Here is a 23,891-nt window from a genome sequence, read left to right as displayed (position 1 = left end):
GTTTTGTGTACAATTCATCTGAAGTCCTCCTTGGTATGGTGAGTGATGTGGTTGACACCCCTGCATCATACCAAGAGGGCTTTTTTTGATCAAGTCCCCGGAAAAGTTCCTAACGGGAATGCTCCTTGCATATTTGTTTATCTTCATATTTCATCACTTCCCAGCTTGAACCCTTGCCTTCCCAGCTTGTGCCAGAATGAACGGGGAATCCACTGCTTTTTTTCCCACTCTTCGTAAAAGGGATATGCTTCCTCGTTTAAAAACTTGCGTACCGATTTTCTGAACATATGATGCTCTTCCTGCAAATATCCTTTTCCATCTCGTCATCCCTCCCCTTCTTTTTCCGTAAGCGTTGCCAACCACACATCTCACACACTCACTTGCACTTTACTTACTTGCAAATCCCATACCAATTGCTTTTCACAACCCGCATAATTCGCAATATAGACCATATTTTGAATTTTAAATCTAAAAATAGACCTTAAGTCTCACAAACAGGCCCGGTGCGTGATTGTCTGATTTTCGAACACATGTCAGGTAAAAGTGTCTGATTTTCGTACGCTTGCTGGTTTTCTCTCACAGGGAGAAGCGCTTCAGCTTATCATACAGCACGGAGCGGCTGATACCCAATAGTTGGGCGGCCTTCGTCTTGTTGCCCTTCGTTTGCTTGAGGGCTTGCCTGATGGCTTCTTGCTCCTTCTGGGCCAGTAAGCCCATGTCCCTGTGGGACTGGTCTTTCACCGCTTGGCCAGACGGGTCATGAGCCACTTTGCGTACAATATAATCCGGCAAATCCTCCACAGTCACCTGGCCATGTTCGGCAAAGGTCATGCTTCTTTCCAGAACATTTTCCAATTCCCGCACATTGCCGGGCCAATCATAGGCTAACAGAATCTCCATCACAGCCGGATCAATCGAGACAATGCTGGTGCCCAGTTTGCGGTTCAGGCGGGGGATCAGCTTCTCACACAGCAGGGGAATATCTTCCTTCCGTTCTCTTAAAGGCGGGATATCAACGGAGATGACATTCAACCGGTAATACAAATCCCGGCGGAACGAACCCTCCTCCACCATCTGTTCCAAAGGGCGGTTAGTGGCTGCAATAATGCGCACGTCCACTTTAATGACTTCAGTCCCGCCCACCCGGTAAAATTCTCTCTCCTGCAGCACCCTGAGCAGTTTAGCCTGCAAAGAGGGGGACATATCGCCCACCTCGTCCAGAAACAACGTGCCCCCGTCAGCCAGATCAAATTTGCCCAGCTTGCCTTTACTTTTGGCCCCGGTAAAGGCCCCTTCAGCATAACCAAAAAATTCAGACTCCAGCAAATGTTCGGGTATTGCTGCGCAATTGATCACTACAAAAGGAGCTTCCCGCCGGAAACTGGCTTCATGGATGGCATGGGCAAACAGCTCCTTACCGGTGCCGCTTTCCCCGCGGATCAGGACGGTGGAATCGCTGCGGGCCGCCTTTTTCACACTGCGCTTAAGCCGAAGCATTTGTTCATTGCCGCTGATAATATCCTTGAAGCTAAAGCGGCTGCGTTTTTCTTCACAAGCGTCTCTTGAACTCTTAAACTCATACTGGCGCAAGACATGCTTCACTTCCGACAAATGGCGGTAAATCACCTTGCCGATGGCACCGATCAGATGGCCCTGTTGCATGACGGGCACACGGTGCACCAAGTACTTAATTCCCCTAAATTCCAGTAGCTTGCTCCAGCTGGCCTCTTTAGAGGACAAGACGGTCTCCAGTCCAAGCTGAGGCAAGGCATGGGAAATATGCTGTCCCAGGCAAGCCTTGGGATCGATGCCGAACAATTCTGTCAGGGCACTGTTCATAAACGTGATCAGCCCGTCCTGATCGACCAGCACAATACCGTCATAGGCATGTTCAATCACCGTGGTTAGCAAGCTTTCCAATTGTCTCACTTTTTCCAGCTCTGTGGCCAGTTCCTTAATGGAGCGGGTAGAGCGCAACAGGGCATTGACGATGCCCGTGCGGGTCAGGACGCCGATCACCCGCTCCTGTTTATCCACCACAATCCCTGCCCCAACAGGGCTGTGGCGGATAATCTCTTCCAGCTCTTCCGGGCTGATATTAATGGGCAGGGCGACCAAGTTGTCTGTGCGTACATAGGGTCCAATCACGTCGTCCAAACTGAGGCCATCCAGCAACAGACCGTATAAGCGGCTGCGGGTAAACACCCCGGCCAGCTTGCCCTCGCTGTCCATCACCGGTACAGTGTCCAAACGTGTCTGTTGCATGTAACAAAGGGCTTCCCGTACAGTGGATGTAAAGCTGAGCCCCTTCTCTACAGGCGTCATCATTTCGGCCAGGTAAATCACGCTCACCACCTCCTGCCAGATGACAAGAAACAAGCTTTTTCATTTATTGTACCTAACAAAGGAAAACGAATGGAAGACTTTTTGGCCGGTTGATACAAAAAAGCCCTGCCGAACCATAGTTTCGACAGGGCAGGGAGATGGATTATGAATCCAGGAACTTTTTAATGGCATAAATGGTAGTTTCCCTGTTCAGAGCCGCGATAGATGTGGTTAAAGGAATTCCTTTCGGACAAGCTTGGACACAGTTTTGCGAGTTGCCGCATTCCTGAATACCGCCTTCGCCCATAATGGCTTCCAGGCGTTCTTCCTTATTCATTTCTCCCGTAGGATGGGCGTTAAACAAGCGCACCTGGCTTAAAGGAGCCGGACCGATAAAGGAAGACTTGCTGTTCACGTTAGGACATGCTTCCAGGCAGACCCCGCAGGTCATGCATTTGGACAACTCGTAGGCCCACTGGCGCTTCTTTTCTGGCATGCGGGGACCTGGACCCAGATCATAGGTGCCGTCAATGGGAATCCAGGCTTTAACCCGCTTCAGGGCATCAAACATGCGGGAACGGTTGACGATCAGGTCCCGTTCCACCGGGAAAGTGGACATGGGTTCCAAGCGGATCGGCTGCTCCAGTTTATCAACCAGAGCCGTGCAGGCTTGCCGGGCCTTGCCGTTAATCACCATGGAGCAGGCGCCGCACACTTCTTCCAAACAGTTGGACTCCCAAGCCACAGGGGTTGTTTTTTCCCCTTTGGCATTGACTGGGTTGCGCTGAATCTCCATCAGACAGGAGATGATGTTCATGTTGGGGCGCTTCACCAATTCAAACTCTTCTTCGTAAGGTTCGCTGTCCGGCGTATCCTGACGCTTAATAATCAGCTTAACCGTTTCCTTGCTCATTTTTGCATCGTCGCCTCCTTCGCTTTGGTATAGTCACGCTTCCGCGGTTTGATCAGCGACACATCCACATCTTCATACTCAAAGCGAGGCCCTTTAGTCGACTCATCATAGAAAGCTTTGGTCGTTTTCAGCCACTCTTCATCATTCCGGTCAGGAAACTCCGGCTTATAGTGTGCCCCGCGGCTCTCATTGCGGTTCAGCGCGCCAAGGGTAATGACACGGGCCAGTTCAAACATGTTCCACAGCTGGCGGATGAAGGAGGCACCTTGGTTGTTCCATTTGGATGTGTCATTCACGTTAATGTTTTTATAGCGTTCCATGAGCTCCTGGATTTTTTCGTCTGTCTTTTTCAGACGGTCATTATAGCGGACCACCGTGACGTTGTCAGTCATCCACTCTCCCAGCTCTTTATGCAACAAATAGGCGTTTTCATTGCCGTCCATCTTCAGGATGTTATCATATTTCTCCTGCTGTCTTTTCAGCTCGCTGTCAAAGATGGTGGAAGAGACATCTTCGGCAGACTTGCTGAGGCCATTCATATACTCAATGGCTTTGGGCCCGGCCACCATACCGCCAAAAATACAGGACAACAGGGAGTTAGCTCCCAAGCGGTTGGCACCGTGATACTGGTAGTCCACCTCTCCACAGGCAAACAAACCGGGGATATTGGTCATATGGTTGTAATCAATCCACAACCCGCCCATGGAATAGTGAACAGCCGGGAAGATTTTCATTGGCACTTTGCGCGGGTCTTCACCCATGAATTTTTCATAGATTTCAATAATACCGCCCAGCTTAATATCCAGCTCTTTGGGATCCTTGTGGGAAAGGTCCAGATAGACCATGTTTTCCCCGTTAATGCCAAGTTTCAAATCGACGCAAACATGGAAGATCTCGCGGGTGGCAATGTCACGGGGTACAAGGTTACCGTAGGCAGGATACTTCTCTTCTAAGAAGTACCAGGGTTTGCCGTCTTTATCGTAGGTCCACACGCGCCCGCCTTCACCCCGGGCAGACTCGGACATTAAACGCAGCTTATCGTCACCAGGGATGGCTGTCGGGTGTACCTGGATAAATTCACCGTTGGCATAACAAGCCCCTTGCTGATAAACCGCACTGGCGGCTGAACCGGTGTTAATCATGGAGTTGGTTGACTTGCCAAAGATGATGCCAGGACCACCGGTAGCCAGGATGACCGCATCGGCCCGGAACGCTCTGATTTCAGAGCTTTTCAAGTCTTGGGCCACAATGCCCCGGCAAACGCGGTCCTCATCAATCACGGCAGACAAAAACTCCCAGCCTTCATATTTGGTGACCAGTCCGTTCACTTCCCAGCGGCGCACTTGCTCATCCAAGGCATACAAGAGTTGCTGGCCTGTCGTAGCACCGGCATAAGCAGTGCGATGGTGACGCGTGCCGCCGAAACGGCGGAAATCCAATAATCCTTCCGACGTACGGTTAAACATGACCCCCATCCGGTCCATCAAATGGATAATGCCGGGCGCAGCTTCACACATCGCTTTAACCGGCGGCTGGTTGGCCAGAAAGTCTCCTCCGTATACTGTATCGTCAAAGTGTTCCCATGGGGAGTCCCCTTCACCTTTGGTGTTGACCGCCCCATTAATCCCACCTTGGGCACAAACGGAGTGAGAACGTTTGACGGGTACGATCGAGAACAAATCGACAGGCACTCCGGCTTCAACTACTTTAATCGTTGCCATCAAGCCGGCCAGGCCTCCTCCGACAACAATCACTTTGCGCTTACTCAACTGTCACTCACCCCTTTAAATAATAATGGAATCGCCTCCAGGTTAGTCATCACACGATCAGGACAGGGAAGCAAATTCAAATACGATCAGGCTTCCACCAATGGCCAGAATCACAAACACAACCATCCACACGTATGTAGAAATGCGCTGTGCTTTAGGCCCAACCGTAATCCCCCACGTTACACAGAAAGACCACATGCCGTTGGCAAAGTGAAACGCCGCAGAGACCACCCCAATAATATAAAAGGCAACCATGAACGGGCTAGACAGGATATCAATCATCATCTGGGCGTTTACCTCTGCCCCGAAAGCTGCGGCCACACGGGTTTCCCACACGTGCCAGGCAATGAAAATGATCAAGATGACACCTGTGACTCGTTGCAAAAGAAACATGACATTGCGAAAAAATCCATAATTTAAGACATTAGGTTTGGCTTGATAAGCAATATACAAGCCGTAAACCCCATGGTACAACAAGGGGATAAAAATAAAAAAGGCTTCCAGAAAATAGCGGAGCGGCAAGTTTTCCATAAACTGTGCAGCCCGGTTAAACGATTCCGTTCCGTAGAGAATGTAATGATTGACAAACAAGTGTTGCAACAAGAAAACACCCAGCGGAATGACACCTAACAATGAGTGGAGCTTACGGTTAAAATAATGACCTTTTGCTGCCATTTTGACGGTCCCCCCTTCGACACATTGTTCTATATTCTGTCACAAGTTTAATTTTACCCCTTCTTAAGACAAGCGTCAAGAAAACGGTCTCATCTGCTTGCGCTCATCCCGCAGTGCCGCTACCAAGGATTCAAAGGTCTCTCTATGAAGGAGAAGGGGCGCCGGATGCACAATCCCCGGGTCCGCTTAACTCTCTACCCGATAATAATCCGTTCTTTGGGATAGTGATAACGCTGCTTCGTCTCTGTTTTCTTCATTGAGAACAACAGCACCACAAGCCCGATGCGCCCTATAAACATCAACACCATGAGGATAAGCTGGCTGAAGGGCGACAGATCAGCAGTAATTCCCATAGACAACCCGCAGGTTCCGAAAGCGGAACTGACCTCGAAAATAATGGCCACCAGGTCCAGATTGCTGCCCTGCTCAATCGCCGCAATGAACAAAACGGCCAAGAACAGCCCGCCAATAAATACGGACAAGACAATAAACGCCTTCCTGATATCTTCATCGTGCAGCTCCCTGCCAAACACATGGACATGCTGTTTGCCCTGGGCAAAGGCGCGGATGGTCAAGAACATGACCGCCAGCGTCGTCGTCCGGATTCCGCCCCCTACACTGGAAGGACTGGCGCCAATAATCATCAGCCCGGAGATTAACAATAAGGTGGCTACGCTATACTGGGCGATATCCATGGTGGCCAATCCCGCACTTCTCGCTGTGACAGAGTTAAACAACGAGAAAAACAGCTGTTGGTGCCAGGCCATCCCTGCATAATAATGCCCCCGTTCTAAAAGCCAGATGGAAACCGCCCCAAACACAAGCAACACGAGATACGTCGTCACCGCTACTTTGGTGAATAATGAAAAACGGTATTGACGATGTTTGCCGCTTAAATACTCTTTCAACTCCACCAGCACGGGAAACCCAATGGCCCCGGCAACAATGAGCAGCATGGTGACCACCTGCACAAAATAATCATGGGCAAAGGGAATGAGGGATTGGCCGGTGATGTCAAAACCGGCATTGGTAAATGCCGATAAGCTGGCAAAAGCCCCCTGCAGAAAAGCCTCGTGCCAGGGGTCAAAATAATTCAGGTAATAGGTCCCCAAGATAACCGCACCGATGCCTTCAATTACAATAGCGATGATCAACATATTTTTGATCAGATGGACCAAACCTGAAAACTTCAGCTGATTTTGGTCCACCATGATCAGCATCCGTTGGGAAAGATTGATTTTACGCCCCGTCACCAACCAGATAAACGTGCCTAAGGACATAATGCCAATACCACCCAGCTGGATGATAACGGCCAGTACGGCGATGCCAAACAAGCTGAATGAGTCCGCCGTATTGACAACCGTTAACCCGGTGACGGTAATGGCACTCGTGGCTGTAAACAAAGCTTCCATCAATGTCAGGGTGACGCCTGGCTTGTGGGAGACAGGCAGATATAACAACACTGTCCCTATCAAAATTAAAACCGCATAGGCTAAAATGATGACCCGAAACGGTGACAAAAATTGGTTAAGCTTCATCTGCTTACCTCCAACTTTCTCCTTTCCCTAGTATGTTAATTTTCTGTGCGTATATCAAGTCATTTTTGTGCATATAGTGAATTAACATGATCTTGTCCGACCTTGAGACTGAGTGGAAAGGAGATTGACGGCCATTGAAAAAACTGTTCGACCATCCCTATGACATAGCGGGGCATAACCTCGTCAAAATGAAAGGGCAGGCTATTCCATTAATCAGCTACCATCTCATCCGCGACCAGCTTCTGCCCATGATTACCGGAGAGTATCAAAGCATCATTTTATACTGGGCAGGAAGAAATCTGGCCCGGCAGTTTATGCCCCCCAATGTAGACAGCCTGGTCAATCAGTTTCTCGAGTTTGGCTGGGGAGAGTTAATGTTGGAACAAAACCAGCCCCGCTTAAAAAAGTTCCGCTTAGCTTCCCCCTTCTTTACCCAACGCCAGATTGAAAAAAATCAGTCCACGTTTTCCCTGGAATGCGGATTCTTAACAGAAGTGCTGGCCCAGCTTGAAAACAAAGACGCCGAAGGGGAATACAAGGTGCTGAACAAACAGCAAGAGATCATCGTTGAAATTCAGGTTTATTTAGAAGAAATACAGGAAAAAAAGAAAGGAACATCTTCTGCCTAAGCAGATGTCCCTTTCTTTTGCTTTACTTCTTCTCCTCTGCCCAACTCAATTGGAAGCTGAAACTTTTTCAGCTTCAGTCACACGATCCAAACCGAAAGCCGAGTGCAACGTTTGCACTGCCTTAACCATATCTTTGCGCGGTACCACGCAAGAAACCTTAATTTCCGAGGTGGATACCATTTTGATCTCAATACCGGCCTCGGCCAGGCTCTGGAACATTTTGGCGGCCACTCCCGGATTGGAGATCATGCCGGCGCCCACAATAGACACTTTGGCCATCTCCCGTTCAAAAACCACATCTTCGTAATCAAGTTGCGCTTTATGCTCTTCCAGCACCTGCAACGCTTTATCCAGGTCTTGGGTATCCAGTGAAAAAGAAATATGAGTGCGTTCCTGGCCTTGAATATTTTGGTTGACAATAATGTCCACATTAATATGATATTCTGCCAGCAAATTAAACAGGCGGGCTAACGTCCCAATCTCATTTTTTAAGCCTTTGACCGTCACTTTGGTGACCTGATCTTCATGGGCTACGCCATGCACCACTTTTCCTGTTTCCATCAATGCTTCCTCCTTCACTTCAGTACCTTCTACCGCTTCAAAGCTGGACCGGACTGTCAACTTAACCTGATGGTTTTTGGCACACTCCACGGCCCGGGGGTGAAGCACGCCAGCTCCTAAATTGGCCAGTTCCAGCATCTCATCATAGCTGATCTCTTTCAACTGGGATGCCGCAGGCACAATGCGCGGATCGGCCGTAAAGACCCCGGTCACATCTGTATAGATGTCACAACGGTCTGCTCCCAGAGCAGCGGCTAGTGCCACGGCCGTCGTATCAGACCCTCCCCGTCCCAGGGTGGTAATCTGTCCTTCTCTAGTGATGCCCTGAAATCCGGCCACCACAACCACTTTTCCTTCCTCTACATACCGGAGGATCTTTTGCTCATCAATATCAAGAATACGGGCATTTTGATGGACACCCTCCGTTAAAATACCGGCCTGCCAGCCGGTTAAAGAAACAGCATCCAAGCCCAACTCGTGCAATGCCATGCTTAACAAAGCTATAGACACTTGCTCACCAGTGGTCAAAAGCATATCCATTTCCCGTGGAGAGGGACGCGGGGTGATCTCACGGGCCAGGTCCACCAATTGGTCGGTCGACTTGCCCATGGCCGAAACCACCACGACCACGCTGTGGCCATTGTCCACCTCCTGTTTGATCAGGTTAGCCACATGTTGAATGCGCTCCACAGAACCAACCGAAGTACCGCCAAACTTTTGCACGATTAACCCCATAAACCTCTTCCATTCCCTTCTATTGTTGTTTTGGCCGTCAGTCGCTTTGATCATCAACAATCAAAGCTTTTTATATTTTTAATGGGAAACAGTGGTTTCCCCGTTGCCAGCTGAACGTCGGAGGTGCTCCATAATGGTGCGGGCCAGTTTTTCGCTGATGCCCGCTGCTTTAAAGTCAGCGACAGTCGCTTCCCTCATCTTTTTGACTGAACCAAAATGTTGCAGCAAACGCTGTTTCCGTTTAGGGCCTACCCCTGGAATGTCATCCAGCTCAGAATAGAACATGTTTTTTTGACGAGTTTGCCGATGAAAAGTGATAGCAAAGCGATGGACCTCATCTTGAATGCGTTGCAACAGGTAAAATTCTGGCTGGTCCCGCTTAATGGGCACAGGCTCGGGTGGAGAGCCATACAGGAGTTCTGCCGTGCGGTGCTTCTCATCTTTGGCCAGCCCGCAGACGGGAATGTCCAGGCCCAGCTCATTTTCCAGCACATCCTGGGCGGCGCTCATTTGCCCTTTTCCCCCGTCAACGATGATTAGATCAGGCAAGGGCAGCTTTTCTTTTAACAAGCGGGTGTAGCGTCGCCTAATCACTTCCCGCATGGATTCATAATCGTCCGGCCCCTCGACAGAACGGATTTTATACTTGCGGTACTCATGCTTGGCCGGCTTGCCATTGATAAACACCACCATCGCCGCTACAGCATCTGTTCCTTGAATGTTGGAATTGTCAAATGCTTCAATCCGGCGCAACGGACCAATCCCCAGCTGATGGCCCAGATTTTCCGCAGCGGTGATGGTCCGCTCTTCGTCCCGTTGCATAAGCTCAAATTTTTCTTTCAACGCCGTTTCGGCATTCGTGGTGGCCATCTTAAGCAAATCTCTCTTGATCCCCCTTTTTGGGGTATGCACTTTAATTTTCAGCCACTCAGACAACAGTTCACTGTCTATAATCTCTGGCACCAGAATCTCCTTGGGCAGCACATGCTCCTTTTCAAAGTAAAACTGGCCGATAAACGACAGCAACGCTTCGGCCACATCATCCGTATAAAAGGGGAAAATGGAGACTTCCCGCTCAATCAGTTTTCCCTTGCGCACAAAAAAGACCTGCACGCAGAGCCACCCTTTGTCATAAGCATAGCCAAACACATCCCGGTCCGTATGGTCATTAATCGTAATGCTCTGCTTGGCAATCACCGTTTCAATATGCCTAATCAAGTCCCGCAACTCTTTGGCCCGCTCAAAATTTAAGGCTTCCGCTGCTTTGGTCATTTCATCTTTCAATTCCTTAATTAATTCATTGTGTCCCCCATTTAAAAAGCGGACAATGTCCCGGGTCATCTGTTCGTACTGTTCAGGATCAACCTCAAATTCACAAGGCGCCACACACTGACCCATATGATAGTACAAGCAGACCCGGTCAGGAATGGTCCGGCACTTGCGCAGCGGATAGAGGCGGTCCAAGAGACGCTTCACTTCCCGGGCAGCTGCCACGTTGGTATACGGACCAAAGTATTTGCTGCCATCCTTTTTAACCTTGCGCGTCACTTCCAGGCGCGGATGTTTTTCTTTGGTCAGGCGGATATAAGGATAACTTTTATCATCTTTTAAAAGAACGTTATACCGGGGGTTGTGCTCTTTAATCAAATTGCATTCCAAAAGCAAGGCTTCAACCGGACTAGAGGTAATAATATATTCAAAGTCAGCAACTTCACTCACCATTTTTTGGGTTTTACCATCATGGCTCCCGGTAAAATAGGAGCGCACCCGGTTTTTTAATACTTTGGCTTTGCCCACATAGATAATTTCACCTTGATCATTTTTCATCATATAAACCCCAGGTTTGTCAGGAAGCAGGGCTAACTTTTCTTGCAACGCTGCCATTGTTTCTTACCCCTTTGCTTTGCTAGGGTTTATATCTTAACTGTTAATTATAACACAGACCCATAAAAAAGCCAGTTCCTTTTTCCTGCCAGCCGGATCTTCCAAGCAAGCAGTAAAGGAACTAGCTGCCTTTATTAACACACGTTAAATTTAAAGATGGGCGTTCAGTTTTTCCACCAGTGCCTCTTTGGGTTGGAAGCCCACCCATTTGTCGACCACTTCGTTGTCCTTGAACAAAAGCAGCGTGGGAATACTCATAATGCCAAACTGAGATGCGGTTTCCGGATTTTCATCCACATTCACTTTCACAATTTTAACTTTGTCACCCAGCTCTTTGTCCAGCTCTTCCAGCACAGGGGCAATCATTTTGCACGGGCCGCACCAAGGTGCCCAAAAATCAACCAAAACGGTTCCTTTTTCTACCTCAGCTTTAAAGTTCTGATCAGTCGCATTGACAATCGCCATTTGCTGTAACCTCCTTTTAAGTATGAACTAACAACCAGAGTATCCACCAAACACCGTTTTGATACGTTGATTATATCACTAACCGGTTGTCTGTTCCAAGATTTTGCCCACAGCGATATGCCGGGATCCGGTATCCTTGATTTACCTCCGCTGTGACGTTAAAAACCCCTTGCCAGGTTATCCCTCTGTACTATATAGTTCAAGTGAAGGTCATTTGTCAAAACGATGTTTGGAGGAACAGGAATGAGAGGATGGATTTTATACAAAGATACAGCCAACGCCAAACCGGAAACATACGAGATTAACCGCCTTATTGACGAAGCCCGTGCTCAAGGCATTGACATAGATGTGTTAAGTCCCGACCAGTTTGAGTTGATTGTCACCCAGGATGACCGCAAAAGTGTGCTGGTTAACGGTGAAGTCTCTCCCTTGCCTGATTTTTTAATTCCCCGTATGGGAGCAGGCACCACCTATTTCGCCCTGGCTGTCATCCGCCATCTGGAGCGTCTGGGCGTCTTAACCATTAACTCGGCCCAAAGCATTGACACAGTGAAGGATAAACTGTATACCCATCAAATTCTGGCCCAGCACAATCTGCCTGTCCCCAAAACCATGCTTGCCAAGTATCCCGTGAATGTAGATCTGGTCGAGAAAAAGCTGGGCTTTCCTGTGGTAGTCAAAACCTTGTCCGGTTCTCAAGGTAGCGGGGTATTCCTATCTGAAACCAAGTCGAACTTCGCCGACTTGATGGAATTTATCAATACCAACAAAAACAAGGCTAACATCATCTTGCAGGAGTTTATCAAAAGCAGCCACGGCCGGGACCTGCGCGTGATCACCATTGGCGGCAGGGTGGTAGCCTGCATGCAGCGCATCTCCAAAACAGGGGACTTTAAAGCCAATTACTCCCGGGGCGGACATGTGGAACCCTATCCGCTCTCCCCTGAAATCGAGTGGCTGGCCTTGGAAACTTCACGCATCTTAGGGCTGGATATTGCCGGTATTGACCTCTTGTTTGACGGTGATCATTTTAAAATCTGCGAAGCCAATTCAGCCCCCGGCTTTGAAGGCATCGAACGGTGCTGTGACGCCAACATTGCCAGAGAAATATACCAGTTTATCCGCGTCCGTTTGGGGTTGCACTAGCTGTTGGTGTTGTGCAGTTATAGATTTGCAAACTTTTGTTCTGATGTTACGATGGTATTAGTGAGTCAGTCACCATGGCGATCGCCTCTTATTATTCCCCAAAGGAGGCCTCCACATGGCTGAAGAGTTGCAAACCATGCTCCGTACACTTTTGCGTGAAGAACTGACCCCCATCCACACCGAACTGACCAAGATCAACACCAGGCTGGACAGTTTGCAAAAACGTATGGACAATCTGGAACACAGAATGGATCAGCTTGAGCAAAGAATGGACAGCTTGGAACGCAGAATGGACCAGCTTGAAGCCAGAATGGACAACCTGGAGAGCAGAATGGATAGCCTGGAGGGCAGAATGGATAGCCTGGAGGGCAGAGTTGACCAACTGGAGGGAAGGCTCACCGCCATGGAAAGTAACATGGCCACCAAAGAAGATGTGGCCGAATTGCCAGCTATCCGTCAAGCCGTATTAGAAACCAGCGAACGGCTGAGAAAAATGGAGGAAGCCCGTGAGCAGGAGAAACAGATGTTAAATTTGCTGTCCAGACGTTCCCTGGAACACGAAGCTAAATTTGAGCACATGAAGGAGCACTTTGCCCAGCTAGCCCAATTGTGAATAGTTCGATATCCCCAAACAAAGAGCCAGAGGATTGGGCTGGCTCTTTTTGTATAGCTGCAACGCCTCAATAACCAGCCTCTGTTGGACAAAATAGACCTTGGTCGTCAGAAAGGTGATCATACGTTCCAATAAGTTGGCATAAATGCTTAGCAATAGAAACAAATTGATGACAGGAAGTACAGATTGTTCTTCAGGCAGGTAAATCATGGCCACTACCATCCCCGCGGTGACCAGCAGGGTGAGCAGCACATCAATGGCCAGCCGTGAAAATTTCCTTTGTACTGCAATTTCTTCCACATCCAGATGGCGAACTTTCTCCTTCAACTCTAGATACTTATCCCGGCCATCTGTCAATTGCATGGTGACAATGCCTGCTTTTTTGGATTTACAGCCCACATATTCACTGATCAAGCCTGTAACACTACCCAGGCCAATGGCCAACCACAAATCGGCCCATGATGGCAAACCCGATGACATCGTATTCTCCTCTTTTCCTGCCTACTCGTATCTCAGTGCCTCAATAGGATCCAGCTTGGCTGCTTTATTGGCCGGCAAAATCCCGAAGATAATACCAATCACCATGGAAAAGACCAATCCTCCGATCATCACAGGAACCGACACCAAGGGCGGCAGATTTAACAACATGGCGATCAGATAGGCACCGCCTGTACCCAGTAAAATACCAATGGAGCCCCCAATGGTGGTCAAAGCCATGGCTTCGATGAGAAACTGGAACAATATTTTCCCCCTGGTCGCTCCCAAGGCTTTGCGGATGCCTATCTCCCTTGTTCTCTCGGTGACGGAAACGAGCATAATGTTCATCACACCGATGCCGCCCACCACCAGGGAGATGCCGGCAATCCCCCCGATAATGGCCGTCATAATCCCTGTGATAACTGACAATTGTTCCTGAATTTGCTCCAGGTTAAACACCACGAACTGTCCCTCAACATCCTTCTTGTTGTTGAGCAGCTGGGTCGCTTTTTCTCCGGCAATTTCCAAAGAGTGGGCATCCCTGGCTTGAATCGTTAAACCTTGAATCTCGTTATAACCGTACATCATTGGCCAGGTGGACAGGGGCACCATCACCTTGTTGGTGCCAAAATTAAAAAAGTCTGTCCGTTCCTCTTTAAACACACCAATGATTTGGTAGACCTGACGCTCCAGCTCCAGTGTCTGTCCGATGGGATTCTCCTCAGCAAACAACTCTCTCCGCACGTTCTCACTGATCAACATGACCCGCCTTGCTTGCTGGATATCATCCGGCCGAATGAGACGCCCCATCGTTAACTCCACCGGTTCCACATCATAGTAGCCATCGGTCATGCCAATTAATAACGCATCAGTACTCTCCTCCCGCTGATACAGCTGGACAAACTGGGAGTTATAAGCGATCACCCGCTCAATTTCAGGGATACGCTCCAAATCCTCCACATCTTGGTCCGTAAAGTAAGTTTCACTCCAAGGATCATAGTAAAACATCTGGTCGGCAGGCGGCTCATAGTAAATATCCAGCGTATTATTGCCTGAACCGGCAAAGGTGGACTTCAGTGCCGCTTCTCCTGCTTGGCCAATGGCCACAACGGTGATCACAGCCCCTACACCAATGATAATCCCCAGCATGGTCAAAACTGAGCGCAGCTTGTGGGCCATAATGGAGGTAATGGCCATCTTGATGCTGTCCAAAATGCTCAACAGACCTCCCTCCTGTCTTCCAGCAGGCGTCCGTCACGGATGAGCAGGTGGCGCCGGGTGTGCGCTGCAATCTCCGGATCGTGGGTGACCAAAATGATGGTTTTCCCTTGTTCATTTAAACGCTGAAAAATCCGCATCACCTGCTCTCCTGAGGCCGTATCCAAGGCGCCTGTCGGTTCGTCAGCCAGAATCAAGTGGGGGTCATTGACAATGGCCCGGGCAATGGAAACCCGTTGTTTTTGGCCGCCGGACAGCTGATTAGGCAAATGATGCAGCCTGTCTCCCAGACCGACGCTTTCCAGTGCCTGCCTTGCCTTTTCCAGGCGCATCTTCTTTTTCACTCCCGCATAAATCAAGGGCAGCTCTACGTTTTGCAGAGCCGTCAAACGGGGCAGCAAATGAAATTGCTGGAACACAAAGCCAATATATTGATTGCGGATCGCAGCCAACCGCACGTCATCTGCTTCACTGGTATTGATTCCATTAAGCAGATAAGTCCCTGCACTGGCCCGGTCCAAACAGCCGAGTATATTCATCAGAGTGGATTTACCAGACCCTGATGGTCCCATAATGGAGACAAATTCGCCATTTTCAATGGTTAAATTGATATCGGTCAACGCCTCAAACCATGCTGACCCGTCTTTAAACCGTTTACTCACATTAATCAGCTGGATCATTGCTTACCACTTCCATTCCATCCGTCCAATCATCAACCGGATTGAGCACAACAGTCTCCCCAATGGTTACACCGCTTGTCACTTCTTTGCCCTTTTCATTGACCAATCCTGTTGTCACCAGGCGCTGTTCAAGCCTTCCCTCGTTCAAGACATACACATACTCTTCTTCATCTGTTTCCACAAAGGCTTCAAAGGGGAGCAAGACTGCTTGTTCCCGCACATCCGTCATAATTTCCACACTGACATGATAACCGTGCTTGAGCCCCGGTTTATCCTCCGTAATCTCCACCGTAAATGGATAGTATGTTATTTGGGCCTCACCGCCCATACCCATGCCATCTGCAGGGGACTGGGGAGTAAATTCAACAGCAACAACTTGGCCCTTCCAGGTTTCGCTGGCAAGCACTTTCGGTTTAATGATGACCTCTTGACCGGTTTGAACGTGAACCGTATCATACTCGGAGATGGTTCCCTGGATCAGGTAGTGACCAGCGGATTCAATGATGATCAGCGGAGTTGGTTCTAATCCTTGCCTATGTACCGCGTCTTCATCAATCTTAGTGACAATGCCGGATGTCCGGCTGGTGACCACCAATTTATTTTCTTCGTTTTTCAACTGCTGGCGCTGGACTTTTTGCTCTTCCTGATCCAACTGCAAAAGCCGTTCCTGCAGGGCCAGTTGCTCCTTTTCCCGCTCCAGCTGATTCAGCAGCTCTTGGAGACGTTCTGCTTCATATTCATTTTGTTCATCACGGGCTTGTTGCAATTTGCGCCTTGTTTCACTGATCTCCCGCTCATTATTCTTCTTCTGCTGGGTTATATCTTCCACTTGCAGGGCCAGACGTTTATTTTGGAGATCCAATTGTTGAAGCTGGACATCCAGTTGCTCATTCTTGTAGCGGAACAACGGGGTGCCTGCTTCAATCTCCTGCCCTTCTTCTACCAAAATCTCATCCAGTTCACCTAGAGCCGGATCAAAGAAAACCTCCTCAAAATGGGCAGGCACTACTTGTCCGGAGGCAATGAGGCTGTCATGCAAGGTTTCCCCTTCAACCACCATGGTCTCAAGCAGCTCAGCCTGCACCGAGGTGGCAGGTTGGGCTGTGTTCATATACAGATTTAACCCGATAAGTGTTGCGATGACGGCAGCCACGCCCACGATGATGAGTGCTTTTTTCAAAATAACTCCCTCCAGTTGGTCTTGGGCCCCTTACATTGGGGGTAAAAGTCCTTCGATCCAGGCAGCAAAAACAGATACGATAAAAGCAGATGCCAACCAAAAGCCTAAGGAGACGGCCAAACCTTTTTTCAAAGAGGCATGGGCAAATACAGCCAGGCCAATACCAATTAACACAAACGACCAAATGCTAAATATCTCAATGCTGCTCAAGAAGTTAAACATAAACAGGCTGGCCTCTTCTCCAGCCAAAAAGGCCAGGCTGGTCACCGGTGTCAAGTCGCCTGTCTGGTTGATGAATATGAGGCTGACGATCCCATTTAATATCATTGGAGACTGGGCCAAGGTAGAGATGGCCAGCACTTGTTTATAGGACAGGTCCATTTGTGCCAGTTTGGTAATGATAAAGATGAACAGGGCAGCAATCAACAGCATAATGACAAATCCAATCGCGCCGCCCACTGCAGCCGTTATGCTCCCGAATAGCATGGCCGTGGCCATGACATCCTCCTCCAGCATTTCAGGCGGCAGTTCAGCTTCCAAATCTCCCATTAACACATTGGGAAGCATCACAGCAGACAAATAACCAAATATCCCCATTAACAAGGCCAACATGAACAATTTCAAACCAAACTTCGGCTGCAACTTAAACTGCTTGTATGTCTCCACTGGGGCATACAGCACCGTTAAGAGGGCCAACTTGTTGCCCTTCTGTGTTTGAGGACCTGCTGCAGGTTGGTTAGGGTTGACATTGGTTTCCATTTTAAACACTCCTTTGTATCGAAAAATCATACTCTTAGTAAAAAATAGACTCTTGGTCTATATTACATTATTTTGTGATAGCACAATAGTCCTATTTTTCTAAAACCCAGAACTTATAATTGGCCACCTCTGGAATCGCAACTATATTCAGGCCTTCAACATCCTTGGGGAACCATAAGGTTTTCAATTTTATTATTGTGGATATATAAGTGTCCAAGCCTTCTTTAGTGAAAAAGGGAGTGGACATCAGCTACAACACCATATATTGGCTCCTCCGTGTTCCGGAACGTAAGCTGAAGAAACCCTAGTCATCCCATCCTCTCCAGCAAGTCAATTCCAAAAACAGAACCCACGGACAAAATCACCGCCCAAATGCCCAAGCTAAGTCCCATCCACAACAAAATATATTGTTTTCTGACGCCAAACATCAATGCAATTACGGCCGCTAAATGAATACCGGTCACAAGCGGACCAAGCAGCGCCAAACCCGGTGTGCCGTATCGTTCAAAAATACGCTGTGCCCTGGCCCTGCGCTTGCTTACCACCTCAGTGTCTGACTCCTCTTCCACCGGCCGACGTTTGGCTCGCCACGCTTTCCAGCGTTCATACAACAAAACGATAATCACGACCGGCAGATAGTTGCCGATAAACGACACCACCCCCACCCCCAAAGGAGACATACCTACTACAAGAATAGCAATGGGAATGACCACCGCAATTTCAATCCAAGGGGTGGCAGATAACAGAAACACCATGAGATATTGCCACTCTTCAATCCATTCTGCCATGACCATAGCTCCTCTCAAGGCCTTGAATTTTAACTAAGTAAAAAAAAGCCTTAAAATTAAAACCAACAGATCATAAAAAATCCACTTCCTTTTGCCGAAGCAATAGCTGCTAAGTAACTCTGACAAGAAAAATGGATCACGATAAGCTTCCGGCAGAAGTGGCAGACTGTTGGGGTCAAGCTGACACAGACTGTGCATACCACTCCCTGATTTTACGGTCCGACGGCAACAGGAAAGTTAACAGCCCTACAAGCGGCAGACAAGCGACCCCGATCATGGTCAGCTTCAAACCCACAAGATCAGCCACCCAGCCCAGCGCAACGGATCCGATCGCCCCCATCCCAAAGGCCAAACCGACAATTAACCCGGAAACCGTGCCAATTTTTCCCGGTAATAACTCCTGGGCGTAGACCACAACCACGGCAAAACTGGATAAGATAATAAAACCGATCAAGGTCATCAGCACGTAAGCCGTGACAGGCCCGGCGTGGGGCAGCCACAGTGCCAAGGGTGCACTGCCCATCATAGAGAAAAAGAGCACATTCCGTTTACCAAAGCGGTCGGCCAATGGCCCTCCGGCAAAAGTGCCAATGGCCCCAGCCGCCAGAAACAGAAAAATGTACACCTGAGACTGGCGGATTGTCAACTGATACTCTTCTATTAAGTAAAAGGCATAAAAATTGGTGATCGCCGCATGATACCAAGAGCGGGCAAAAACAAGAAACACCAGCAAACACAGAGCGAAACCAATGGTGTAACGCCCCACTTTAGCCCTGGCCGATATTTGCTTGTGCTTTTTCTTTCTCCCTTCCTGTAACTGCCCGTGGTACCATCTGGCAATATACAAGAGCAAAAGGATAGCTATCAAGGTGACAATGGTAAACCAAATGGCGCCAAATTGCCCTAGAGGGACCAAAATAAGCGCCGTGATGAGAGGTGCCATCGCCTGCCCCGTATTGCCCCCCACCTGATAAATGGACTGGGCCAATCCCCTCCGGTTACCTGCTGCCATATACGCCACCCGGGAGCCCTCAGGGTGAAAGGTCGCTGAGCCTAAACCGATTAAGAGAGCGGAAAACAGGGCGTACCAAAAATTCGGTGCCACAGCAATGCCAATAATGCCGACAAGGGTAAAGGTCAACCCAATCGGCAAAGCATAAGGAGAGGGCCGCTTATCCGTAATCCACCCCACCACGGGTTGCATGATGGATGAGGTCATATTCAGTGCAAAAGCAATAATGCCTAATTGCAAAAATGTCAACCCCATCGATTGTTCCAGAATTGGAAACATGGCCGGAATAACGGATTGGATGGCATCATTAAGCAAATGAACAAAACCGATAATAAACAGAATAGGATACATGGTTTGAGTGTTGTTATTGTTTGTCATGGCCAATCTCCTCTCTAAAGCGGAGGGGCCTTCAACCTGTCCACGGGAAGGCCCTTCCGGAGTGAGCTTGTGGCTGCTCACATGAAAAATGTTCTTAATATTTGAGTTTACCATATTTTCTGTCCAAAAACCATGTTTCACTCCCAACTGATATCAAAATGAAAAGGATGGATGTGCCTCCTGAGCGTCTAACAAAACTTAACAAAAATAAATGAAACTTGATAAAAATATGCGAAATATATTGACACTAAATGCTGGTCCATTTAAACTAGTCTTAAACTTTTTGTCCAAAATTTATCACAAAACAGATAGAGGTGTACCTCGGTGAGAAAGGAAAACCGTCCTTATACACCTGATGAGGTGGCTGAGTTGCTGAAAATCTCAAAACATACGGTCTATGAGTTAATTAAGCGCGGAGAATTGGCTGCTTTTCGCGTAGGGAACAAGATGCGTATCGAACCGCAGGATCTGGAAGCTTATAAAAGACAAACGAAAGTATCCGCTCTATCCTCTTCAACTTCTTACTCAACGATAGAAAGCCGCAACGCCATTGGGCCTGGCTATCCCAGCCCAGCCTTACGCTTGGCGGGCAGCCATGATTTTCTCATTGAGCACATAACCCGCTTTATGAATTCAACCAACCCTTCCTTACTTTTGCACTCATCCTACATCGGCAGTTTAGAAGGGTTAATGATGCTGTATCGGGGAGCAACAGATATAGCGGCCATACACCTCATAGATCCTGCCACAAAAGAATACAATCTGCCATTTATTCACCGGCTGTTTATCCATGAACCGATCACGGTGATGCGCTTAGCGGCACGCACCCAAGGATTTATTGTGGCCAAAAACAACCCCAAAAACATCTCAACCTGGGAAGATTTGCAGAGGGAGGACGTGACCTTTGTCAACCGGCAGAAAGGATCTGGTACGCGTTTTCTGTTAGATGCCCATTTGGCCGAACGAAAGATTCACCCGCAATCTATTAAAGGGTACGAACACGAAGAGTGGAGCCATTTTGATACAGCGGCACGGGTGGCCAGAGGAAGCGCAGATGTAGCCCTGGGTATCGAGGCAGCGGCGAGAAAACTGGATCTCTCCTTCATCCCTGTGGCAACCGAATATTTTGATCTTGTTATACGCTGGACAGATGAGAACAAGGCTGCATTAACACGATTTTGCCAGATGGTGCGTTCCGCTGCTTTTAAAACAAGTCTCAAACAGCTTGAAGGCTACGATGTTGAAGAACTCGGAAACATCATCTACGAAACTAAAAACATATTAAATTAAAAGATAAAAGGAGATGTCGGACGATGAAAGTGCAACGATTAAGGTTGATGCTTTGGGGGACGATTCTGTTATTATTGCTGGCGGGATGTCAAACGAGCACAGATGATGCTGGAGACAAAGAGATGATTTTAGCGACGACAACCAGTACACAGGACAGCGGCCTGCTTGATGAGTTGCTTCCTTTGTTCGAGGAAAAAACAGGATACATCGTGAAAACCATTGCCGTAGGTACAGGACAAGCCTTAGCGATGGGAGAAAAAGGGGAAGCCGATGCCCTCTTGACCCATGCTCCCGATGCCGAGCAGGAATTGGAACGCAGCGGAGATGTGATAAACCGAAAGCGGGTTATGTATAATGATTTCATCATCATTGGGCCCGTTTCTGATCCGGCGGGCATCAAGGGGCAGCCGGTCGATACAGCGTTCAAGCAAATTGCTGATGCTAACGCCTTGTTTGTTTCACGGGGCGATGATTCCGGCACCCATAAAAAAGAACTGAGCATTTGGGAAAGCACCGGTATCGACCCGCAGGGCCAGGAGTGGTATGTGGAAACCGGCCAAGGAATGGGGGATACTTTGAATGTGGCTGCCGAACGGGAAGGATATACCTTAACAGACCGGGGCACCTACCTTGCCTTTAAGCACCTGTTGGACAACATGGAAGTCATGGTTGAAGGAGATGAATCGTTGCTCAACATTTACCATGTCATGCAGGTTAACCCGGAAAAATCGGAGATGATAAACAGTGAGGCAGCCGAAGCATTTGTTTCGTTTATGGTTTCGGAAGAGGTCCAGCACATCATCGCCTCTTTTGGCGTAGACACATACGGCGAACCGTTATTCTTCCCTTATGCAGAATAAAATAACCTGGGCTATGATGGAAATGTTTCCGTAATGGGAGTAACAGGCAAATGTCATCTGCTGCTGAGAGGAGGCACGTATGGAGCTTGTATGGGAAGGATTACAGAAAGCAATTGAAATGCTCATCAGCGGTGATCCGGAAGTGTTCCAAATCACCTGGCTCACACTGCGTGTTTCGTTGACTGCGACACTCATCAGCGTGATGTTGGGCCTTCCGCTTGGGGTCTTTTTGGGCTTGGTCACCTTTCCAGGCCGCAAATTGGTTGTCACGCTCATTAATCTGGGAATGGGGCTGCCTCCGGTTGTGGCCGGGTTATGGATCACGCTGCTCCTGTGGCGTTCTGGACCCTTGGGCCACTACGCTCTGCTCTACACACCAACAGCCATCATTATGGCACAAGTGCTTGTGTCGCTGCCCATTATCATCGGTTTAACCACCGCTGCTTTTCAACAGATTGATCCCCGTTTGCGCCTGCAGATCAAAGCGCTGGGCGCCTCGAAATGGCAAAGTTTCCTTGTACTCCTCAGAGAAACACGCCTGGCTATTATGGCAGCAGTTATGGCCGGGCTGGGCCGGGTGCTGGCCGAAGTGGGCGCTTCCATGATGGTTGGCGGCAATATTAAAGGAGAAACACGGATTTTAACCACGGCGATGGTGATGGAAGTGTCCAAAGGAAACTTTGATATCGCCATTGCCCTGTCCTTTATCCTGATGACCTTGGCTTTCCTCATCACGTTGGCTTTAACTCTGATGCAACAAAGGAAGCGATCGGCATGATTATTTATGAAATGAAGGATATTCATTATACAGTGCGGGAGAAGAAGCAGGACAAAACCATCTTGCACGTTGAACATTTAAGCTTGAAAGAGGGGGAAATCCTTGGCATCATCGGTCCTAACGGGGCTGGAAAAAGCACGCTGCTGAAGGTCATGGCCTTATTAGATCCTCCTGCTTCCGGTTCGATTACTTACCGTGGACAAAAGATCAATCCCCATGCCGTACCATTAACAATTCGCCACAAAATGGCCACCGTATTTCAACAATCTTTGCTATTGGATATGACGGTTTACCAAAACGTGGCTCTGGGATTAAAGTTCCGCAAAGTCAAAAAAAGAGAGCAAAAAAGGCGGGTCACAGAGTGGCTGAACCGTTTTCACATCGGGCATCTGGCCAAACAGCACGCCCATACCCTGTCAGGGGGTGAAGCCCAGAGAGTGAGCCTCGCCCGGGCACTGGTCTTACAGCCTGACATTTTATTTTTGGATGAACCGTTCTCTGCCCTTGATTTCCCAACCAAGGCAGCCTTGATGCAAGATTTGAAACAGGTCTTGCGCGAGACAAAGACGACCACCTTATTTGTCAGCCACGATTTAATGGAAGTGAAGTATATGACCGACCGCCTGATCGTCTTGATCGATGGCCAAATTGCGCAAGCAGGAACCCCTGAGATGGTCATTCAGTCTCCCAACGAACGGACACAAGCGTTTCTCAATCAATGGCGCGCATTTGCTTTTCATTCGTTTTCACTTTAATTATTTTATCAGACAACCTTCAATCAATAACATACTTGTGACATACTCCCACCACAACATACTTTTAAATCATACGGCAAAATGAAAAAAGAAGGGACATTATTATGAACTGGAAACTGAAAATGTTTAACGAGCTGACGACGAAGGAACTCTATGAGATTTTAAAAGAAAGGGTTAATATCTTTGTCGTTGAACAAAATTGTCCTTATCCTTGAACTGGGTGGTTATGATGAAATGGCCTACCATGTCAAGAAAGAATACAGAGGACATGGCCACGCCAGAGAATTGTTAGACCGGGCGATACACTTTATCGTTACGGAATTAAAAGAAACCACGTTGAACACTCCCACCACCTACGCTTCGCTTAGAGGTGGGGGATTCTTGGGAACAACAGCCTACCAGCCGTTTATTGACCAAGCGATCCCCGTGTGTCCCACGGTTCAGTTGACTAGGAAGCCAACAA

The 23,891-nt window shown here is 48.5% G+C and carries 22 protein-coding genes and 2 pseudogenes; 8 read left to right on the top strand and 16 right to left on the bottom strand.

Annotated features, from left to right (window positions below; all coding sequences use genetic code 11):
* Window positions 1-167: 167 nt before the first annotated feature.
* The 6 genes and pseudogenes from IEW48_RS13815 to IEW48_RS13790 form a co-directional block, all read right to left on the bottom strand.
* A pseudogene (locus IEW48_RS13815) lies at window positions 168-287 on the bottom strand (acyl-CoA dehydrogenase family protein); the annotation flags it as partial.
* Between the two features lie 289 nt (window positions 288-576).
* Window positions 577-2,346 (bottom strand): sigma-54-dependent Fis family transcriptional regulator, encoded by a 1,770-nt coding sequence (locus IEW48_RS13810; protein ID WP_188624261.1) that lies wholly within the window; start codon window positions 2,344-2,346, stop codon window positions 577-579.
* A 142-nt stretch (window positions 2,347-2,488) separates the two neighbouring features.
* The gene (sdhB, locus tag IEW48_RS13805; protein WP_188624260.1) at window positions 2,489-3,238 is read right to left on the bottom strand and encodes a succinate dehydrogenase iron-sulfur subunit; all 750 of its coding nucleotides are present in this window, start codon (window positions 3,236-3,238) and stop codon (window positions 2,489-2,491) included.
* A complete protein-coding gene (sdhA, locus tag IEW48_RS13800) occupies window positions 3,235-5,007 on the bottom strand; it encodes a succinate dehydrogenase flavoprotein subunit (protein WP_188624259.1) in 1,773 nt (590 codons plus the stop codon). The genes sdhB and sdhA overlap by 4 nt, the downstream gene beginning before the upstream one ends.
* A 57-nt stretch (window positions 5,008-5,064) precedes the next feature.
* The gene (locus tag IEW48_RS13795; RefSeq protein WP_188624258.1) at window positions 5,065-5,682 is read right to left on the bottom strand and encodes a succinate dehydrogenase cytochrome b558 subunit; all 618 of its coding nucleotides are present in this window, start codon (window positions 5,680-5,682) and stop codon (window positions 5,065-5,067) included.
* 194 nt (window positions 5,683-5,876) lie between these two features.
* Window positions 5,877-7,220: a TrkH family potassium uptake protein gene (locus IEW48_RS13790; RefSeq protein WP_188624257.1), complete on the bottom strand. Its 1,344-nt coding sequence runs from the start codon at window positions 7,218-7,220 to the stop codon at window positions 5,877-5,879.
* Between the two features lie 134 nt (window positions 7,221-7,354).
* On the opposite strand from IEW48_RS13790, the gene IEW48_RS13785 reads away from it, so the two are divergent.
* A complete protein-coding gene (locus tag IEW48_RS13785) occupies window positions 7,355-7,849 on the top strand; it encodes a DUF2507 domain-containing protein (protein ID WP_188624256.1) in 495 nt (164 codons plus the stop codon).
* Between the two features lie 45 nt (window positions 7,850-7,894).
* On the opposite strand, the gene IEW48_RS13780 is transcribed toward IEW48_RS13785, so the two are convergent.
* The 3 genes from IEW48_RS13780 to trxA form a co-directional block, all read right to left on the bottom strand.
* Window positions 7,895-9,145, bottom strand: coding sequence for an aspartate kinase (locus IEW48_RS13780; RefSeq protein ID WP_188624255.1), 1,251 nt, complete (start codon window positions 9,143-9,145; stop codon window positions 7,895-7,897).
* 78 nt (window positions 9,146-9,223) lie between these two features.
* On the bottom strand, window positions 9,224-11,029 hold the full coding sequence (uvrC, locus tag IEW48_RS13775; RefSeq protein ID WP_188624254.1) for an excinuclease ABC subunit UvrC: 1,806 nt from the start codon (window positions 11,027-11,029) through the stop codon (window positions 9,224-9,226).
* 150 nt (window positions 11,030-11,179) lie between these two features.
* Window positions 11,180-11,494 carry a thioredoxin gene (gene trxA, locus IEW48_RS13770; RefSeq protein ID WP_007504497.1) on the bottom strand — a complete coding sequence of 105 codons (315 nt, stop codon included), beginning with the start codon at window positions 11,492-11,494 and terminating at the stop codon, window positions 11,180-11,182.
* A gap of 243 nt (window positions 11,495-11,737) precedes the next feature.
* On the opposite strand from trxA, the gene IEW48_RS13765 reads away from it, so the two are divergent.
* Both IEW48_RS13765 and IEW48_RS13760 read left to right on the top strand, forming a co-directional pair.
* Entirely contained in the window at window positions 11,738-12,640 is a 903-nt protein-coding gene (locus tag IEW48_RS13765; RefSeq protein WP_188624253.1) for an ATP-grasp domain-containing protein, read from the top strand.
* A gap of 115 nt (window positions 12,641-12,755) precedes the next feature.
* Window positions 12,756-13,253: a coiled-coil domain-containing protein gene (locus IEW48_RS13760; RefSeq protein WP_188624252.1), complete on the top strand. Its 498-nt coding sequence runs from the start codon at window positions 12,756-12,758 to the stop codon at window positions 13,251-13,253.
* On the opposite strand, the gene IEW48_RS13755 is transcribed toward IEW48_RS13760, so the two are convergent.
* The 7 genes from IEW48_RS13755 to IEW48_RS13725 form a co-directional block, all read right to left on the bottom strand.
* The gene (locus IEW48_RS13755; protein ID WP_188624251.1) at window positions 13,239-13,733 is read right to left on the bottom strand and encodes a hypothetical protein; all 495 of its coding nucleotides are present in this window, start codon (window positions 13,731-13,733) and stop codon (window positions 13,239-13,241) included. The two genes, IEW48_RS13760 and IEW48_RS13755, sit on opposite strands and share 15 nt — an antisense overlap.
* A gap of 21 nt (window positions 13,734-13,754) precedes the next feature.
* Window positions 13,755-14,951 (bottom strand): ABC transporter permease, encoded by a 1,197-nt coding sequence (locus IEW48_RS13750; protein ID WP_188624250.1) that lies wholly within the window; start codon window positions 14,949-14,951, stop codon window positions 13,755-13,757.
* On the bottom strand, window positions 14,948-15,628 hold the full coding sequence (locus IEW48_RS13745) for an ABC transporter ATP-binding protein (protein ID WP_188624249.1): 681 nt from the start codon (window positions 15,626-15,628) through the stop codon (window positions 14,948-14,950). Before IEW48_RS13745 ends, IEW48_RS13750 begins: the two co-directional genes overlap by 4 nt.
* On the bottom strand, window positions 15,612-16,808 hold the full coding sequence (locus IEW48_RS13740) for an efflux RND transporter periplasmic adaptor subunit (protein WP_188624248.1): 1,197 nt from the start codon (window positions 16,806-16,808) through the stop codon (window positions 15,612-15,614). The genes IEW48_RS13745 and IEW48_RS13740 overlap by 17 nt, the downstream gene beginning before the upstream one ends.
* Before the next feature lie 30 nt (window positions 16,809-16,838).
* Window positions 16,839-17,567: a YknW family membrane protein gene (gene yknW / locus IEW48_RS13735; protein WP_188624247.1), complete on the bottom strand. Its 729-nt coding sequence runs from the start codon at window positions 17,565-17,567 to the stop codon at window positions 16,839-16,841.
* Window positions 17,568-17,875: 308 nt separating this feature from the next.
* Entirely contained in the window at window positions 17,876-18,355 is a 480-nt protein-coding gene (locus IEW48_RS13730; protein WP_188624246.1) for a small multi-drug export protein, read from the bottom strand.
* Between the two features lie 175 nt (window positions 18,356-18,530).
* A complete protein-coding gene (locus IEW48_RS13725; RefSeq protein WP_188624245.1) occupies window positions 18,531-19,745 on the bottom strand; it encodes an MFS transporter in 1,215 nt (404 codons plus the stop codon).
* A 324-nt stretch (window positions 19,746-20,069) separates the two neighbouring features.
* Here IEW48_RS13725 and IEW48_RS13720 point away from each other — a divergent pair, with 324 nt between their 5' ends.
* The 5 genes and pseudogenes from IEW48_RS13720 to IEW48_RS17545 form a co-directional block, all read left to right on the top strand.
* Window positions 20,070-21,035 carry a helix-turn-helix transcriptional regulator gene (locus tag IEW48_RS13720; protein ID WP_188624244.1) on the top strand — a complete coding sequence of 322 codons (966 nt, stop codon included), beginning with the start codon at window positions 20,070-20,072 and terminating at the stop codon, window positions 21,033-21,035.
* A 23-nt stretch (window positions 21,036-21,058) separates the two neighbouring features.
* On the top strand, window positions 21,059-21,895 hold the full coding sequence (locus tag IEW48_RS13715; protein WP_188624243.1) for an ABC transporter substrate-binding protein: 837 nt from the start codon (window positions 21,059-21,061) through the stop codon (window positions 21,893-21,895).
* A gap of 79 nt (window positions 21,896-21,974) precedes the next feature.
* The gene (locus tag IEW48_RS13710) at window positions 21,975-22,673 is read left to right on the top strand and encodes an ABC transporter permease (RefSeq protein WP_188624242.1); all 699 of its coding nucleotides are present in this window, start codon (window positions 21,975-21,977) and stop codon (window positions 22,671-22,673) included.
* A complete protein-coding gene (locus IEW48_RS13705) occupies window positions 22,670-23,428 on the top strand; it encodes an ABC transporter ATP-binding protein (protein ID WP_188624241.1) in 759 nt (252 codons plus the stop codon). The genes IEW48_RS13710 and IEW48_RS13705 overlap by 4 nt, the downstream gene beginning before the upstream one ends.
* Window positions 23,429-23,662: 234 nt before the next feature.
* Window positions 23,663-23,891: pseudogene (locus IEW48_RS17545) on the top strand (GNAT family N-acetyltransferase); the annotation flags it as partial.

The sequence above is a fragment of the Caldalkalibacillus thermarum genome, assembly GCF_014644735.1.
In the GTDB taxonomy this organism is placed as follows: Bacteria; Bacillota; Bacilli; order Caldalkalibacillales; family Caldalkalibacillaceae; genus Caldalkalibacillus; species Caldalkalibacillus thermarum.
The sequence above is the reverse complement of the archived record's forward strand: the minus strand, read 5'-3'. Positions and strand labels throughout refer to the sequence as shown.

Coding starts and splice junctions, on each gene's coding strand:
- sdhB (WP_188624260.1), bottom strand. CDS start 3,238: ATGAGCAAGGAAACGGTTAAGCTGATTATTAAGCGTCAGGATACGCCG.
- IEW48_RS13795 (WP_188624258.1), bottom strand. CDS start 5,682: ATGGCAGCAAAAGGTCATTATTTTAACCGTAAGCTCCACTCATTGTTA.
- IEW48_RS13790 (WP_188624257.1), bottom strand. CDS start 7,220: ATGAAGCTTAACCAATTTTTGTCACCGTTTCGGGTCATCATTTTAGCC.
- IEW48_RS13780 (WP_188624255.1), bottom strand. CDS start 9,145: ATGGGGTTAATCGTGCAAAAGTTTGGCGGTACTTCGGTTGGTTCTGTG.
- uvrC (WP_188624254.1), bottom strand. CDS start 11,029: ATGGCAGCGTTGCAAGAAAAGTTAGCCCTGCTTCCTGACAAACCTGGG.
- trxA (WP_007504497.1), bottom strand. CDS start 11,494: ATGGCGATTGTCAATGCGACTGATCAGAACTTTAAAGCTGAGGTAGAA.
- IEW48_RS13765 (WP_188624253.1), top strand. CDS start 11,738: ATGAGAGGATGGATTTTATACAAAGATACAGCCAACGCCAAACCGGAA.
- IEW48_RS13760 (WP_188624252.1), top strand. CDS start 12,756: ATGGCTGAAGAGTTGCAAACCATGCTCCGTACACTTTTGCGTGAAGAA.
- IEW48_RS13755 (WP_188624251.1), bottom strand. CDS start 13,733: ATGTCATCGGGTTTGCCATCATGGGCCGATTTGTGGTTGGCCATTGGC.
- IEW48_RS13745 (WP_188624249.1), bottom strand. CDS start 15,628: ATGATCCAGCTGATTAATGTGAGTAAACGGTTTAAAGACGGGTCAGCA.
- yknW (WP_188624247.1), bottom strand. CDS start 17,567: ATGGAAACCAATGTCAACCCTAACCAACCTGCAGCAGGTCCTCAAACA.
- IEW48_RS13730 (WP_188624246.1), bottom strand. CDS start 18,355: ATGGCAGAATGGATTGAAGAGTGGCAATATCTCATGGTGTTTCTGTTA.
- IEW48_RS13725 (WP_188624245.1), bottom strand. CDS start 19,745: ATGACAAACAATAACAACACTCAAACCATGTATCCTATTCTGTTTATT.
- IEW48_RS13715 (WP_188624243.1), top strand. CDS start 21,059: ATGAAAGTGCAACGATTAAGGTTGATGCTTTGGGGGACGATTCTGTTA.
- IEW48_RS13710 (WP_188624242.1), top strand. CDS start 21,975: ATGGAGCTTGTATGGGAAGGATTACAGAAAGCAATTGAAATGCTCATC.
- IEW48_RS13705 (WP_188624241.1), top strand. CDS start 22,670: ATGATTATTTATGAAATGAAGGATATTCATTATACAGTGCGGGAGAAG.